Below are 13,939 nucleotides of genomic sequence, written 5' to 3'. Positions count from 1 at the left end.
CCTGTGGTGGCCGCGCGGGCCACGTACTACCGACGTTACCCGAACGGTGGTACGCCGTTCATCGTGTCCGCGGCCAGAGCGCGGGGTCCGGCGTGAACCGGACACGCAGGATCCCGTCGGTCAGCGCGGCCCCGGAGACGGTGCAGCGGCGCAGCGCGGACTCCAGGCGCACGATCCGGTGGAACGCGCCCACAGTGAGGAGCAGTTCGTCGCCGCGCCGGACGAGCCGCAGCTCCTCCTTGACGGCTCCGGGAAGGGGCAGGCACCAGACGAGGACGCCGTCGCCTCCCTCGCCGCGGGTGTCCTCGGTCCACCAGGGGTCTTCGGCACGGCCCGGTGTCCGGTCGTCGGGAGCGAAGGCAGCACCCAGGAGGGCGAGGTCGTCGAGGCCCTGCGGGTCACGTCCGAGATGGGCCACTTCGGTCAGCGGTGTCCCGGGTGCCCACGCCTGGTGCCAGAGGTCCAGGCTCTTCTCCTGCTGGGCGGCGAGAGCGGCGAACCAGGGGTCGGCCGAGTGCCGCGGCAGGATGCGGTTGGCCACGAGGGTGTCGACGCGCAGTCCGTGCAGGGCCAGGCCGGTACGGGCGGCGCTCAGGGTGTCCTCGGCGGCAGGACCCGGTTCGGCGACCAGCCGCACGGTCGTCGCGCTGTCCTCGATCAGGGCCTCGACCGCGGCGAGCTCGGCGTCCTTGCGGGCGGCGGCCTCGTACAGCCACTGCGCGGGCATGGGGACACCGGCCAGCTGGGCGAGCATCGGGCGCAGGGCGCGGGCGGCCTGGCGTTCCTGGGGCAGAAGTCGGCGCAGGTAGCGGCGCAGCTGCCCGGGCAGTGCGAGCAGGGCGAGGGTTTCGGCCAGCGGCGGGAGGTCGACGACGAGGACGTCGTAGCCGTCCTTCGACCAGTCGCCCTCGGCGGCCCGGTGCAGTGTGTGCAGGAGGGCGAACTGCGCACTGCCGGGCAGTTCGGTGACCTCCTCGCCGTCCAGCCGCCCCGCTCCGAGCAGGTCGAGCGCTCCGGACGCCCGGTCCTGGAGGGCGACGAGTTCACTGCGGAAGTGCTCGCGGGAGTCGATACGGGCGTGGTGCAGCCCGTCGGCGACCTCGGTGGGTCCGGTGCCGGCAGGGAAGCCGGGTACGGCGTCGGCGGAGATCAGGAGCGCGCGCCGGCCGCTGCGGGCCGCGGCCAGTGCGGTCGCCGCGGCGACGGTGGTACGGCCTGCGCCGCCGGGGCCGGTGACGAGGACCGTACGCACGTGATCAGGCCTTCTGGACGGATTCGACGCGCTTCTTCAGTCCGGCCAGGGCACGGTCGATGATGACCTTCTCGGCCTTGCGCTTGATCATGCCCAGGAGCGGGATCTTGACGTCGACGGCGAGCCGGTAGGTGACCTCGGTGCGGTCGCCGCCGACGGGCGCCAGTGCGTAACTGCCGTCGAGGGCGCGCAGCATCTGGGACTTGACGAGGGTCCAGCTGACCTCGTTCGCGCCGTTCCAGGTGTAGGCGAGGACGTGGTCGTCCTTGATCGCTCCGGCGTCCAGCACCAGCCGGACCTGTTCGGCGCGGCCCAGGTCGTCGGTGGCCAGGATCTCGGCCTCCTTCACCTCGCCGGTCCATTCCGGATAGCGGGCGAAGTCGGCGATCACTCCCATGACGTCGGCCGGTGCCGCCTCGATCGTGATGCTCGAGCTGGTGTGTTCAGCCATCGCCGTGGCCCTCCAGTGCGGTGTACCGGTCGCGTTCGGCAGAGGCCTGCCGTGTGCAGGCTATCGCGTACCCGGCGCCGCCCCGTCCACGCCCCGGCCGTCGGCCCGGACCCGTACCGATCACCACTCCAGGACCCATGGCCGCCCGGTCGACGCGAAGTGGCCGACGTTGACGCACTCGGTGACGCCGATCCGCATCCGGCGTACCAACGGCTGGTGAACGTGACCGAAAATCGCGTACCGCGGGCGGGTGCGGTGAATGGCGTCCAGGAGCGCGCGGCTGCCGCGCTCGAAGCGGCGGGCCACCGTGTCGTACGTCAGCTCGGGCACCTCGGGCGGGATGTGCGAGCACAGGACGTCCACCGGCCCGAGCGCCTCGACCTTGGCGGCGTACTCCTCGTCGCTGATCTCGTACGGGGTGTTCATCGGGGTCCTGAGGCCGCCGCCGACGAACCCGAAGACCCGGCCGCCGATCTCGACGCGCTCGCCGTCCAGCACCGTGGTGCCGGGGCCTGCGTACTCGGGCCAGAGCTGGGGCACGTCGACGTTTCCGTAGGTGGCGTACGTCGGGGTCGGCAGGACGGCGAACATCTCGGCGTACTGCTTGCGCACGGCTCCCAGGATCGCGGCGTTGCGGTCCCTGCCCGCCCACAGGGCGCGGCCGAAGTCGCGCGCCTCGTCGAAGCGGCGCGCGGTGCGCAGTTCGACGATGCGGTCCGCGTTGTCCACGCCGAACAGGTCCGGAAAGATGCCGCGCGAGTGGTCCGCGTAGTCGAGGAAGAGAACCAGGTCACCGAGACAGATCAGGGCGTCCGCGCCGTCCCCGGCGCGTGCCAGCGCCTCCGTGTTGCCGTGCACGTCACTGACCACGTGCACACGGGTCCCGCGGGTCGCGGTTGCGTCTCGACCGTCCGGTCCGCTGGCTCGCATGGAGATCACCCTAGGTCTCCGCACCCGCGCTGGGTAGAGCCCACCGGACCTGCGGTTACTTCCGGGTCGCAACGGGGGTGGACTACTGTGCACCCAAGGACCACTTATATGTGTGATGCATAAGACATCTGGCCGGAAACCCCTATCCGGAACCGAGTACTGATGGGTAACGTCCCGCCAGTCCAGTCGTGCTCACCCCACTGAGCATCTGCCAGTCTTGGACCGATCCGGTGCGTCACACAGAGCCGTGGAACCGGAGCCCGATGAGGAGCAGCAGTCTTGCGCGAGTTCAGCCTTCCGGCCCTGTACGAGGTCCCTACGGACGGCAACCTGACGGATCTCATCCGCCGCAATGCCGCTCAGCATCCCGATGTCGCGGTGATGAGCCGCAAGGTGGCCGGCGTCTGGACGGACGTCACGGCCACCCAGTTCCTGGCTGAGGTCAGGGGCACCGCCAAAGGCCTGATCGCGGCGGGCATCCAGCCCGGCGACCGGGTCGCCCTCATGTCCCGCACCCGCTTCGAGTGGGTGCTGCTGGACTTCGCCATCTGGAGCGCGGGCGCGGTCACCGTGCCCGTCTACGAGACCAGCTCGGCCGAGCAGGTCCAGTGGATACTCGGCGACTCCGGTGCGGTCGCGGTCCTCGTGGAGAGCGACGCCCATGCCGAGTCCGTCGCCTCGGTGCGCGACGGACTCCCCGGCCTGCAGCATGTGTGGCAGATCGACCGGGGCGCGGTCGGCGAGCTGACCGCCTCGGGCGTCGGGATCTCCGACGAGACCCTTGATCTGCGCATGGTGAGCGCCAAGGCCGACGACCCGGCCACCATCGTCTACACCTCGGGCACCACCGGACGCCCCAAGGGCTGTGTGCTGACCCACCGCAGCTTCTTCGCGGAGTGCGGCAACGTGGTGGAGCGGCTGAAGCCCCTCTTCCGTACGGGTGAGTGCTCCGTCCTGCTCTTCCTGCCCGCCGCTCATGTCTTCGGCCGGCTGGTCGAGGTCGCCTCGGTGATGGCCCCGATCAAGCTCGGCTGTGTGCCGGACATCAAGAACCTCACCGACGAACTGGCCGCGTTCCGCCCGACGCTGATCCTCGGAGTGCCCCGGGTCTTCGAGAAGGTCTACAACTCGGCGCGTGCCAAGGCGCAGGCCGACGGCAAGGGAAAGATCTTCGACCGGGCGGCCGACACGGCCATCGCGTACAGCCGCGCGCTGGGCACGCCGCAGGGCCCGTCGGTGGGCCTGAAGGTCAAGCACAAGGTCTTCGACAAGCTGGTGTTCAGCAAGCTGCGGGCCGTGCTCGGCGGTCGTGGCGAGTACGCGATCTCCGGCGGCGCGCCGCTCGGCGAGCGGCTCGGCCACTTCTTCCGCGGCATCGGTTTCACGGTGCTCGAGGGCTACGGCCTCACCGAGACCTGCGCGGCCACGGCCTTCAATCCGTGGGACCGGCAGAAGATCGGTACGGTCGGCCAGCCGCTGCCCGGCTCGGTCGTGCGCATCGCCGACGACGGCGAGGTACTCCTGCACGGCGAACACCTGTTCACGGGGTACTGGAAGAACGAGGCGGCGACGGCCGAGGCGCTGGCCGACGGCTGGTTCCACACGGGCGACATCGGGACGCTCGACGAGGACGGCTACCTCGCGATCACCGGCCGCAAGAAGGAGATCATCGTCACGGCGGGCGGCAAGAACGTCGCCCCGGCCGTGATCGAGGACCGGATCCGTGCGCACGCCCTGGTGGCCGAGTGCATGGTGGTCGGCGACGGACGGCCGTTCATCGGCGCCCTGGTCACCCTCGACGAGGAGTTCCTCTCCCGCTGGGCCGAGGAGAACGGCAAACCGGCCGGTGCGACGGCGGTGTCGCTGCGCGACGACGCCGATCTCCTGGCCGAGGTGCAGCGAGCGGTCGACGACGGCAACGCGGCGGTGTCCAAGGCGGAGTCGGTGCGCAAATTCCGCATCCTGGCCCAGCAGTTCACGGAGGAGGCGGGCCACATCACACCGTCGCTGAAGCTGAAGCGCAACGTCGTGGCGAAGGACTTCGCGGACGAGGTCGAGTCGATCTACCGCGGCTGAACACCGGACGAGGCCGAACCCATGGCGAGGCTGAACACCGGACGAGGCTGAACGCATGACGAGGGGCCCGCACCAAGACGGTGCGGGCCCCTCGTCGTACGCGCTCAGAGCAGCGTCTTCAGCTTCTCGGCGAGCAGATCCCAGCGCCACTTCTCCTCGACCCAGGCCCTGCCCCGCTCCCCCATCCGCCGGCGCAGCGCGGGATCTGCGAGCAGGGTGACGATCCGGTCGGCGGCGTCCTCGGCCGAGCCGCCCCGCGCCACCCACCCGGTCTCGCCGTCGAGCACGGCGTCGGGAGCACCGCCCGAGTCGCCCGCCACCACCGGCAGTCCGGTCGCGGACGCCTCCAGGTACACGATGCCGAGGCCTTCGACGTCGAGCCCGCCGCGCCGGGTACGGCAGGGCATGGCGAAGACGTCCCCTGCGCCGTAGTGCGCGGGCAGTTCGTCCCACGGCACCGGTCCGGTGAAGCGCACGGAGTCCTGGACGCCCGTCTCGGCGGCCAGCTTCTTCAGCTGCCCCGCGTACGGGCCGCCGCCGACGATCAGCAGGACGGCGTCCGGCTCCCGCGCCAGGATCGCGGGCATGGCGAGGATGAGGGTGTCCTGGCCCTTGCGCGGGACGAGCCGCGACACGCAGACGACGACCGGCCGGTCCGTGAGCCCCAGCCGGGCCCTGACGCGGTCCCCGCCCGAGGACGGGTGGAAGGTCGACTCGTCGACACCGGGCGGCAGCTGGACCATGCGGCCCGCCGCCGCGGGGGTGAGGGCCGCGGCGATCCTGGAGCGGGTGTACTCGCCGAGGTAGGTGATCGTGTCCGTGTCCTCGCCGATACGGCGCAGCAGCTGCCGGGACCCGGGCAGCTGGGCCCAGCCCGCCTCGTGCCCATGGGTCGTTGCCACGATGCGGCGTGCTCCGGCCCTGCGGAGCGCGGGTGCCATCAGGCCGAGGGGTGCCGCCGCGCCGAACCAGACGGAGGAGCAGTCGTGTTCGCGCAGCAGCCGGACCGCCTGCCGGGTGACTCCCGGGGTGGGCAGCAGCATCGTCGTACGGTCGCGTACGACGGTGAAGGGCTGTTCGGCGTCGAAGGCGGCGGTGGCCTCCTGGCCCTCGGCGCTGCGCTTCCAGGTGGAGGCGTAGACGACGAGCTGTCCGGGGTCCAGGCGCAGCGCCATGTTGTGCAGAAAGGCCTGGATACCACCGGGGCGGGGCGGGAAGTCGTTCGTCACGATCAAGGTCTTGTCCATCGCCGCCGACAGTACCGGGCCGCCGTACGGCCCTGCTTGACGGCTCCCGCACAGCAGGCAACGGCATCATGACGGTCATGCGTCTGCTCCTCGCCACCTGGGTCCTCACCCGAGCGGCGCTGCTGCTCTGTGTCTTCAAGGTGTTCACGGTGCCCGGCCCGGACGTCACGAGCGATGTCTCGGTGATCTACCACGGCTGGTACGAGGTGCTCCGCGCCGGTTCGTTCCCGCTGGACGACGTCACCTGGCAGTACCCGCCGGCCGCCGCGCTGGCCGTGCTGTCTCCGGCTCTGCTGCCCTTCCTGGAGTACCCGTCCGCCTTCTTCGTCCTCGTACTGGCGTGCGATGCCCTGGTGTTTCTGCTTCTGCTGTACGCGTCCGGCCGGCCGGGCACGTGCGCGGCGGGCGCCTGGGTGTGGGTGGTGGGTGTGCCACTCCTCGGGCCGACGGCGTACGCCCGGTACGACCTGATGGTGACGGCCGTCGCGGTGGCGGCACTGCTCGCCGGGGTGCGCCACCCGCGGGTCCTGGGAGCGCTGGCCGCGTTCGGTGCGCTGATGAAGGTGTGGCCGGTCCTGCTGCTGGCGGGTACCGCCCGGGGGCGGGCGACGCGGCTCTCCTGGTCGGCCGCGGCGGTGACGGCCGGCGGGCTCCTCCTGGTGGCCGCGGTGGCTCTGCCCGGCGCGTTCGCGTTCCTGGCCTTCCAGCGGGACCGGGGCCTGGAGGTCGAGTCGCCGGGGGCGCTGGTCTTCCACCTGGCGCGGCAGTTCGGCTGGGAGGGCCGGGTGGAACTGCGCTACGGCTCGCTGGAGTTCACCGGTGCGCACGTCGAGCTGGTGAGCACGCTGGCACTGGGGCTGAGCGTGCTCGCCTTCGGCTGGCTGCTGGTGTGGCGGCTGCGGGCGCGCACGTTCGCGGTGCACACCCCGGCGGACGCGGCGTTCACCGCGGTGCTGCTGTTCACCACGACCAGCCGTGTCATCAGCCCGCAGTACATGGTGTGGCTGGTCGGTCTGGCCGCGGTGTGCCTGGTGTTCCGCGGCAGCCGGATGGCACCGCCCGCCTGCATGGTCCTGGCGGCCACCGGCGTCACCCTGCTGGAGTTCCCGCTGGGGTTCGCCCATGTGGTGGCCAGTGACGCGGAGGGCGTGGCGCTCCTCGTCGTACGCAACGCATTGCTGGCCGTGGCGACGCTGAGCGCCGGGCGGCGGCTGTGGCAGGAGACCGTACCGGGGGTGCGGCCCGGGCGCGGGGGACGGCTCAGCCGAGCCGGGCGCGCAGATACTCCCGCCAGCGCGCCGTGAAATCCTCAGGGGTGGTCCCGAGCACCGTCTGCATGGCCTGCTCCACCGCCCCGTCCCGCCCGGAACGGCTCCCGACCGCCTTGTAGAAGGCGATCAGCTTCTCCTCGCCCCAGTCCTGCGCGATCAGCGCGCAGGCCAGCCAGCCGCCCTCGTACGCCTTCGCGAGTGTCGCCGCGTCCCCGCCGAAGCCGAAGTCCTCGTCCACCGGCAGCAGGCCGGGCAGCTCACCTCGGCGGACCGCGCCGGCCAGCTCGGGTGCCGTCTCCTCGGCGGTACGGCTCTCCTGCCGGTAGGCGGTCCAGTCGGCGAAGCCCTCGGAGAGCCATACCGGTGTGGCCGCGGAGGTGTGGGCCCTGGTCGCCACATGAGTGGTCTCGTGGGTGAGAACCACCCGCTGACCGAACTCGCCGAGCATTCCGTACGCCTGCGGATTGACGATCACCCGGTCCGCGGGCGCCCGGCCCGTGCCGCCGACCTCACCGGTGGTGACGGCCGCTATGCCCCGGTAGCTCGCCACGGGTGAGCCGAGGAGGCCCGCCATGTCCTCCACGGAGTCCGGTACGAGCACGACGACCCGCTCGGCCCAGGGCTCCGGCCAGACGCCCGAGACGGCCGGCACGGCCCGGTCCGCGGTGTCCGCGATCCGGCGCAGCTCCTGCGCCCGGCGGCCGACCCCGAGCACGAGGCTGTGCGTGCCGCGTACGACCTGGACGTCGCCCTGCTGCCACAGCAGCCCCGGAGCGTCCTTGCCGGCCCGGTCGGCGGCGATGTACCAGGGCCCGTCGTCGCCGCGGCGTACCAGCTCCACCGTGCGGGCCGAGGACATCGGGGCGTTGTCGAAGCCCTTGATCCGGTAGCGCAGCTCGACTTCGGCGGCGACCCGGCCGGAACCCTTCCCGGTCACGTTCTTCACCTTGTACGCCCAGGACTCCAGGGGTACGTCGGCCAGATTCTCCAGCTCGGCGCGCTGGGCCGCCCGGAACGACGTGGCCTCCGGGTCGAGCGAGGCCAGGTACGCGCCGGTGTCGTGCCCCATGACCGCGGCGGCCCTGCGGTCCAGGGTGGCGCCGACCTCCCGGGCGGTGATGCCGTCCGCGGAGTCCTGCGGCGCGGCACAGGCGGACGCGAACAGCAGCCCGGCGAGCACGGCACCCGCCGTGCTCCGTGTGCGGGTACGCCCCCGCCGCGCGTTCTGCGTCCGAACAGCCATTCTGCCGATCGTACGGTCAGACGCGGGTCACCGAGGAGACGGGCATCATGCCGACCGGGTCGTAGCGCACCGGAGCGCCCGGATACGGGGCGTGGATGACCTGGCCGTTCCCGGCGTACATCCCGATGTGGCTCGCGTCGGCACGGTAGGCGACCAGGTCGCCGGGCCTGGCCGCTTCGAGCGGCACCGTGCGGCCCGCGTACCGCTGGGCCTGCGAGGTCCGCGGCAGGCTGACCCCGGCCTGGGCGTACGCCCACTGCATCAGCCCGGAGCAGTCGAACGAGGACGGGCCGTCGGCGCCCCACACGTACGGGCTGCCGAGTGCCTGCCGGGCCGCCATGAGAGCCGCAAGCGCGCGCGGGGAGGCAGCACCGGGAGGGAGGAGGGCCTCCTGCCCTGCGGACCGCGAAGCGCGGCCGGGGGTCTCGCGGTCCTGGGCGGGCAGCGAGTGCAGCAGCTGCCGTGCCCGGGCCAGCTTGCCCTCGACGGTGCGCCTGTGCCGGGTGACGGCCTCCCGGTTGCGCTCCAGCCCGGCGAGGGCGCCGGTGGCCTCGGCACGGGTCTGGGCGATCCTGCGCTGGGCATGCTGGAGCTTGCGCAGCAGCACGGCCCTGCGCTCGCCCAGCCGGTCCAGCGTGGCGGCCCGGTCCAGGAAGGTGTCCGGGTCCGAGGAGAGCAGCAGCGCGAGCGAGGGGTCGATGCCGCCCGAGCGGTACTCCGCGCCCGCCATGGAGCCGAGGGCGGTCCGCATCCGGTTGATGCCCTCCTGGGCGCGGGCCGCCGCGTCCTGGGCCCTGTCCACCTCGCCGCGCAGCAGGCCGACGTTCTCCCGGGCCCTGTTGAAGTGCTCGGTGGCGCGCTCCGCCTCCCCGTACAGCTGGTCGACCCTGGCCTTCGTGGTCTCCCGCGTGTCCTGTGGTTCGGCGCCCGCCGGGGCGGCGCCGAGGGTGGCCGCCGCGGCGGCCGCGGCGGCCGACAGGACGGTGGCCCGGATGCCACTGTTGGGGCCAGGCCGGGTGGGACGGCGATGCGACACCACAGGAAGCCGCACTCCCTTCCGCTGTACGCAGATGTGCGCAGCCCCTGCCGCCCTGGAGGGCGGACCGACGACCGGGAGCTGCACGGCAGCGCAGACAGTAACCGGACGACTACGGAGCGACCAAAGCCGACTCGGGGCCCAGGAGGGGGAGAAACAGCGCCGCCCCGCCGGTGACCTGTCGGTCTCCGGCGGGGCGGTGCTCAGCGAAGGGTGTGGCGATTCGCCCGTTCGGGCGTCAGATCCGCACGCCGAACTGGAAGGTGCCCATGTAGTCCATCGACTCGTAACGGACCACGGCGCCCGGCTTCGGGGCGTGCAGGATCTGATTGTTGCCCGCGTACAGGCCCACGTGCGAGGTGTTGTTGAAGAAGACCAGGTCGCCCGGCTTCAGGGCGCTGCGGCCGATCCGGACACCGTCGTTGATCTGGGTGTACGTGGTGCGGGTGATCTGGACGCCGGCCTGCGCGTAGGCCCACTGGGTCAGACCCGAGCAGTCGAACGAGTTGGGGCCGGTGCCGCCGGAGACGTACGGCTTGCCCTGCTGCGTGGAGGCGGCCTGGAGCGCCGCTCCGCCGAGTGCCGATGCGGGGACCTCGTTGCCGAGAGAGACCCGTTCACCGGCGGCGCGGCTGGCGCGCTGGTCGTCGGCGGCCATCTTGGCCCGCTCGGCGGCGGTGAGGGTGTTGAGGAGCTCCCGGGCGTCGGCGAGCTTGCCCTGGTACTTCTTCTTGTTCTCACCCAGGGTCTTGCGGACGTCGGCGAGGTCGCCGAGCTTCGCCTGTGCTTCCTTGCGCTGCTGCGCGAGGGTGCGCTGCTTGGACTGGATCTTCTGCAGCGACTCGGTCTGCTTGGCCGTCAGCTGGTCGAGCGCGGAGGCCTGGTCGAGGAAGGTGTCCGGATCCGAGGCGAGGAAGAGCTGGACCGACGGGTCTATTCCACCGGAGCGGTACTGCGCGGTCGCGAGCGAACCGAGCTCGCCGCGCATGGCGTTGAGATCGTCCTGGCCGCGGGCGACCTTGTCCTGGAGCGCGTCGACCTGCTTCTTGAGCTTGTCCTGCTGCTCCTTGGCGCCGTTGTACTTCTCGGTGGCGGCCTCGGCCTCGTGGTAGAGCTTGTCGACCTTCGCCTTGACCTCGGTCTTGGTCGGCTTGGGATCGGCGTGCGCAGCCTGGGAAGTCAGAGCCACGGCCGCAGCGGCGGTCGCGGTGAGCACGGTCACGCGGGTGCGGCTCGGCTGCTTGGGACGACGGTGGGACGCCACGAAGGCGAGCTCCTTCTTCCTCGAGCCGCCTACCGGGCTGTGGGGGACGGGATCCCCGGCTCCGTGCACGTCACGGACTCGGCGGTTCCTTCGCTGCCACCCCTGGTGGGTGATCAACCGTGCGAAGGTTCGAGGCCTGACCTTAGTGACCATCCTGTGATCAGTTCAAATCCTCACAAGAAAAATCTCGTCACACCAGGCACTTCTTTACTTTCATCACACCGCGTGTAGTGGCGACTTGACGGTACGTTCCCAAAATTCCGGCAAGACTCACATTCCACACATGACGCACTAGACGCGCGAAAGGCGCTTCAGGAGCAAGACGGACGCAACAGGTCTGGCTCCCGCCTTCGCCACTCCGTCGGCCACTTCGCGGTCGGTGGACACCACCACGACGGGTCTGCCCGGCGGTTCGGCGCGGGCCAGCTGCCTGATCAGCTCATCGGCCGTCACTCCCGCCTTGCTGAACAGCACACGCACTCCACGCGGCGGCGCGAGCAGGACAGGTGCCGCCAGTTCGGCCCCGTCGAAGACACAGGTCATCTCGGCGCCGGTCTGCGCGGCGAGGACCGAGAGGCCGCCCAGGAGCCGCAACCGCTGCTTCTCCAGCGGCATCTGCGGATAACCGGTCTTCGTGACGTTGTAGCCGTCCACGATCAGATGCGCCTGCGGCAGCGCGAGCAGCTGGTCGAGCAGAGCCGGATCCGTCTCCGAAAGGGCCCTGGTCGCAATGTCCTTCGGCGACATCCTGCCCGGCTCCACCGCCTCGACGCTGTCCGCCGGACGGATCGACGAGGGCGGCAGGGCCAGTTCACGACGGAGCCCCTGAGCCGCGTCGAGCACGGTGTCCAGGAGCAGCCGCAACCGCATGTCCTCGACGGAACGCCCTTCCCTGGCCGCCCTGCGGCTCGCCTCGACGGAGGTCTCCGCCTCGGCCAGCCGCGCCTTCAGCCGCCGGGACTCGCTCTCGGCCGCGGACACCTGGGCGGCGGCCTCGGCGCGCACGGTGTCCGTCTCGGTGCTACCCCTGCGCAGGGCGGCCTCGCCGCGCTTCACCTCGCTGAGGGCACTGCGCAGTTTGCGCTGCAGCGATTCCGCTTCCTTGCGGGCCGCGTCCAGCTCCGTACGCAGCCGCTCGGTCTCGCTCCTGGTCTGGCTGCGGGCATGGGCGAGCTCCTCGCGCAGCCTCTCCAGCTCGCGCCGGGTCTCCTCGTCCACACGCTCGGCGTCGGCGCGCTGGACCTCTTCGCCCGCCGCGGCCACCAGCTTGACCCAGCCCGCCGGCCGCAGCACGTACGCCGCGGCGGCCACATCGACAGGATCGGCCGCTGCGGGCGGCGCGCCGGACTCCAGCGCGCCGGCCAGCTCCGGCTGACTCTGGCCGATCCGCTCACCGATGCGCCGGCGGAAGACCGGATCGCTCTCGAGGGCGGCCGCCATCGCGTTACCCGCGAATTTGGCGCGCCTGCTCGGGGTGAAGCGGGCGTACTGCCTGAGCTGGGGGGGAAGTTCGCCGACGGTCAGACCGCCGAAGGCATCCGAGACGAGCGCCACGACCTTGCGGCGCACGCCTTCGGGCAGCGGACGGTCGAGCGACTCCGCGGTGCCGTCGGCCGCATCGGCCGGTCCGGCGCCGCCTGTCGGCTGCTCCACCATCCATCACCCCAATATGTCTGTCCGCACGGCCCCGTCAGGAGTCGGCACCCGGCCTGTCGACCAGCTCGATCTGATCCACCGCGTTGCACCAACGACAGCGCACGGACTCGATGGTCTCACTGACCACCTCCCGCTCCTCGACACTCGACTCCCCGGCCAGGTCGAGGTGTACGTACTCCACGACCTTGGAGGAGCGCGTCACATCGAAGCGGGTGAGATTGCCGCAGAGCGTGCAGCGCCAGCGGGTCCCGTCGGTCGGCGTGGGAACCGTCGTCATCGTTGCGTCCTCTTTCGTCGAGCTCGTGCTGCCCAGGTCTTCGATCTCGCGGTGCGCCGTCGAACTGCGGATGTCCTGTGGTAACCCTACGGCCTTGCGTATACCCATCGACACGGCGAGGCGATCTGTCACGTTCTCCCCCGGTGCGGCATGCTCTGTACGTGATCATTGGGCGGGGTGCCGGCTGGCGGGAGCGGGCCAGAGAATTCGGGGCGGCGGCCTCGGCGGGCGGCGCACCGGTCACCTACGGCCTCATCGCGCTCTGCTCCGCCGTGTTCCTGATCAGCCCGCTCTCCGGGTTCAACCCGGTCTACGGCACGGCGGACGCCCTGCTCGCCGCGCAGGCCGGGTACTTCGAGCGGTGGGGCGTGATCCCCAGTGAACTCCTGGACGGCTCCGCACACGCGGCGCTCACCCCGCTGACCGCCCTCTTCGTGCACGGGAGCTGGCTGCACCTGCTGGGCAACATGCTGTTCCTGTACGTGTTCGGGGCGATGGCCGAGGAGCGCATGGGCCGAGCCGAGTTCACCTTCTTCTACCTCTGCTGCGGCTATCTGGCCCTGGTGGTCTACGCGGTCGCGCACTCCGGTTCCGATCAGACCCTGGTGGGTGCGTCGGGGGCGATCTCGGCGGTGCTCGGCGCGTTCCTCTATCTCTTTCCCCGGGCACGGGTCACCAGCCTCTTCCCGTTCCTCTTCTTCCTGCCGCTGCGCTTCCCCGCCTGGATCGTGCTCGTCTTCTGGTTCGCGCTGCAGTGGCTGGCGGCGCAGGGCGCGGGCAGCGGCCCCGGTGTGGCCTACCTCGCCCATGTCGCGGGCTTCGCAGCCGGGTTCCTCTACGCCTGGGGGCGCTACCGGGGTGGGGCTAGAGTGAAGTCTCCAGCCACGGCCACCGAGGGAGAAAGCCAGCCGTGATCACCGCGATCGTGCTCATCAAAACCAGCGTGGACCGGATTCCCGAGATCGCCGAGGCCGTCGCCGCGCTGGACAGCGTCAGCGAGGTCTTCTCGGTCACCGGTACGTACGACCTGATCGCCATGGTCCGGGTGGCCAAGCACGACGATCTGGCCGATGTCATCCCCGGCCGGATCAGCAAGATCCCCGGCGTCGAGGGCACCGACACGCACGTCGCCTTCCGTACGTACTCGCAGCACGACCTCGAGGCGGCCTTCGCCATCGGTCTCGACGCGTAGACGGCGTACGGCTTCGGCCGGGGACGGGGCAACGCCTCCCGTCC

At 71.1% G+C, this 13,939-nt stretch carries 13 protein-coding genes; 4 read left to right on the top strand and 9 right to left on the bottom strand.

The annotated features are described in order from the left end of the window. Positions 1-58: 58 nt before the first annotated feature. The 3 genes from ACFWBQ_RS20065 to ACFWBQ_RS20055 form a co-directional block, all read right to left on the bottom strand. Entirely contained in the window at positions 59-1,252 is a 1,194-nt protein-coding gene (locus ACFWBQ_RS20065; RefSeq protein WP_385490567.1) for an ArsA family ATPase, read from the bottom strand. A gap of 4 nt (positions 1,253-1,256) precedes the next feature. After that, positions 1,257-1,703 (bottom strand): SRPBCC family protein, encoded by a 447-nt coding sequence (locus ACFWBQ_RS20060; protein ID WP_385490564.1) that lies wholly within the window; start codon positions 1,701-1,703, stop codon positions 1,257-1,259. 120 nt (positions 1,704-1,823) lie between these two features. Next, positions 1,824-2,633, bottom strand: coding sequence for a metallophosphoesterase (locus ACFWBQ_RS20055; RefSeq protein WP_385490562.1), 810 nt, complete (start codon positions 2,631-2,633; stop codon positions 1,824-1,826). A gap of 279 nt (positions 2,634-2,912) precedes the next feature. Here ACFWBQ_RS20055 and ACFWBQ_RS20050 point away from each other — a divergent pair, with 279 nt between their 5' ends. Beyond that, positions 2,913-4,709 (top strand): AMP-dependent synthetase/ligase, encoded by a 1,797-nt coding sequence (locus tag ACFWBQ_RS20050; RefSeq protein ID WP_385490559.1) that lies wholly within the window; start codon positions 2,913-2,915, stop codon positions 4,707-4,709. 104 nt (positions 4,710-4,813) lie between these two features. Here ACFWBQ_RS20050 and ACFWBQ_RS20045 read toward each other — a convergent pair whose 3' ends face one another. Continuing rightward, positions 4,814-5,956 carry a glycosyltransferase family 4 protein gene (locus tag ACFWBQ_RS20045; RefSeq protein WP_385490556.1) on the bottom strand — a complete coding sequence of 381 codons (1,143 nt, stop codon included), beginning with the start codon at positions 5,954-5,956 and terminating at the stop codon, positions 4,814-4,816. Between the two features lie 77 nt (positions 5,957-6,033). Here ACFWBQ_RS20045 and ACFWBQ_RS20040 point away from each other — a divergent pair, with 77 nt between their 5' ends. Next, a complete protein-coding gene (locus tag ACFWBQ_RS20040; RefSeq protein WP_385490554.1) occupies positions 6,034-7,260 on the top strand; it encodes a glycosyltransferase 87 family protein in 1,227 nt (408 codons plus the stop codon). On the opposite strand, the gene ACFWBQ_RS20035 is transcribed toward ACFWBQ_RS20040, so the two are convergent. The 5 genes from ACFWBQ_RS20035 to ACFWBQ_RS20015 form a co-directional block, all read right to left on the bottom strand. Continuing rightward, complete coding sequence (locus ACFWBQ_RS20035) at positions 7,217-8,470, bottom strand: hypothetical protein (RefSeq protein ID WP_385490551.1); 1,254 nt, start codon at positions 8,468-8,470, stop codon at positions 7,217-7,219. The genes ACFWBQ_RS20040 and ACFWBQ_RS20035 overlap by 44 nt on opposite strands. A 16-nt stretch (positions 8,471-8,486) precedes the next feature. Beyond that, positions 8,487-9,509, bottom strand: a complete 1,023-nt coding sequence (locus tag ACFWBQ_RS20030) for an NlpC/P60 family protein (protein WP_385490548.1) — start codon at positions 9,507-9,509, stop codon at positions 8,487-8,489. A 235-nt stretch (positions 9,510-9,744) separates the two neighbouring features. Continuing rightward, on the bottom strand, positions 9,745-10,770 hold the full coding sequence (locus ACFWBQ_RS20025; RefSeq protein ID WP_385490546.1) for an NlpC/P60 family protein: 1,026 nt from the start codon (positions 10,768-10,770) through the stop codon (positions 9,745-9,747). 291 nt (positions 10,771-11,061) lie between these two features. Next, positions 11,062-12,423 (bottom strand): NYN domain-containing protein, encoded by a 1,362-nt coding sequence (locus ACFWBQ_RS20020; RefSeq protein WP_385490543.1) that lies wholly within the window; start codon positions 12,421-12,423, stop codon positions 11,062-11,064. Positions 12,424-12,460: 37 nt separating this feature from the next. Continuing rightward, positions 12,461-12,703 carry a hypothetical protein gene (locus ACFWBQ_RS20015; RefSeq protein ID WP_329211905.1) on the bottom strand — a complete coding sequence of 81 codons (243 nt, stop codon included), beginning with the start codon at positions 12,701-12,703 and terminating at the stop codon, positions 12,461-12,463. A 161-nt stretch (positions 12,704-12,864) separates the two neighbouring features. Here ACFWBQ_RS20015 and ACFWBQ_RS20010 point away from each other — a divergent pair, with 161 nt between their 5' ends. Together ACFWBQ_RS20010 and ACFWBQ_RS20005 are read left to right on the top strand one after the other, a co-directional pair. Then, entirely contained in the window at positions 12,865-13,617 is a 753-nt protein-coding gene (locus tag ACFWBQ_RS20010; protein ID WP_385490541.1) for a rhomboid family intramembrane serine protease, read from the top strand. Next, the gene (locus ACFWBQ_RS20005) at positions 13,614-13,895 is read left to right on the top strand and encodes an Lrp/AsnC family transcriptional regulator (protein WP_123470113.1); all 282 of its coding nucleotides are present in this window, start codon (positions 13,614-13,616) and stop codon (positions 13,893-13,895) included. The genes ACFWBQ_RS20010 and ACFWBQ_RS20005 overlap by 4 nt, the downstream gene beginning before the upstream one ends. The last annotated feature ends 44 nt before the right edge of the window (positions 13,896-13,939 follow it).

It is taken from the genome of Streptomyces sp. NPDC060035, assembly GCF_042736635.1.
In the GTDB taxonomy this organism is placed as follows: Bacteria; Actinomycetota; Actinomycetes; order Streptomycetales; family Streptomycetaceae; genus Streptomyces.
The sequence above is the reverse complement of the archived record's forward strand: the minus strand, read 5'-3'. Positions and strand labels throughout refer to the sequence as shown.

Coding starts and splice junctions, on each gene's coding strand:
- ACFWBQ_RS20060 (WP_385490564.1), bottom strand. CDS start 1,703: ATGGCTGAACACACCAGCTCGAGCATCACGATCGAGGCGGCACCGGCC.
- ACFWBQ_RS20055 (WP_385490562.1), bottom strand. CDS start 2,633: ATGCGAGCCAGCGGACCGGACGGTCGAGACGCAACCGCGACCCGCGGG.
- ACFWBQ_RS20045 (WP_385490556.1), bottom strand. CDS start 5,956: ATGGACAAGACCTTGATCGTGACGAACGACTTCCCGCCCCGCCCCGGT.
- ACFWBQ_RS20040 (WP_385490554.1), top strand. CDS start 6,034: ATGCGTCTGCTCCTCGCCACCTGGGTCCTCACCCGAGCGGCGCTGCTG.
- ACFWBQ_RS20035 (WP_385490551.1), bottom strand. CDS start 8,470: ATGGCTGTTCGGACGCAGAACGCGCGGCGGGGGCGTACCCGCACACGG.
- ACFWBQ_RS20015 (WP_329211905.1), bottom strand. CDS start 12,703: ATGACGACGGTTCCCACGCCGACCGACGGGACCCGCTGGCGCTGCACG.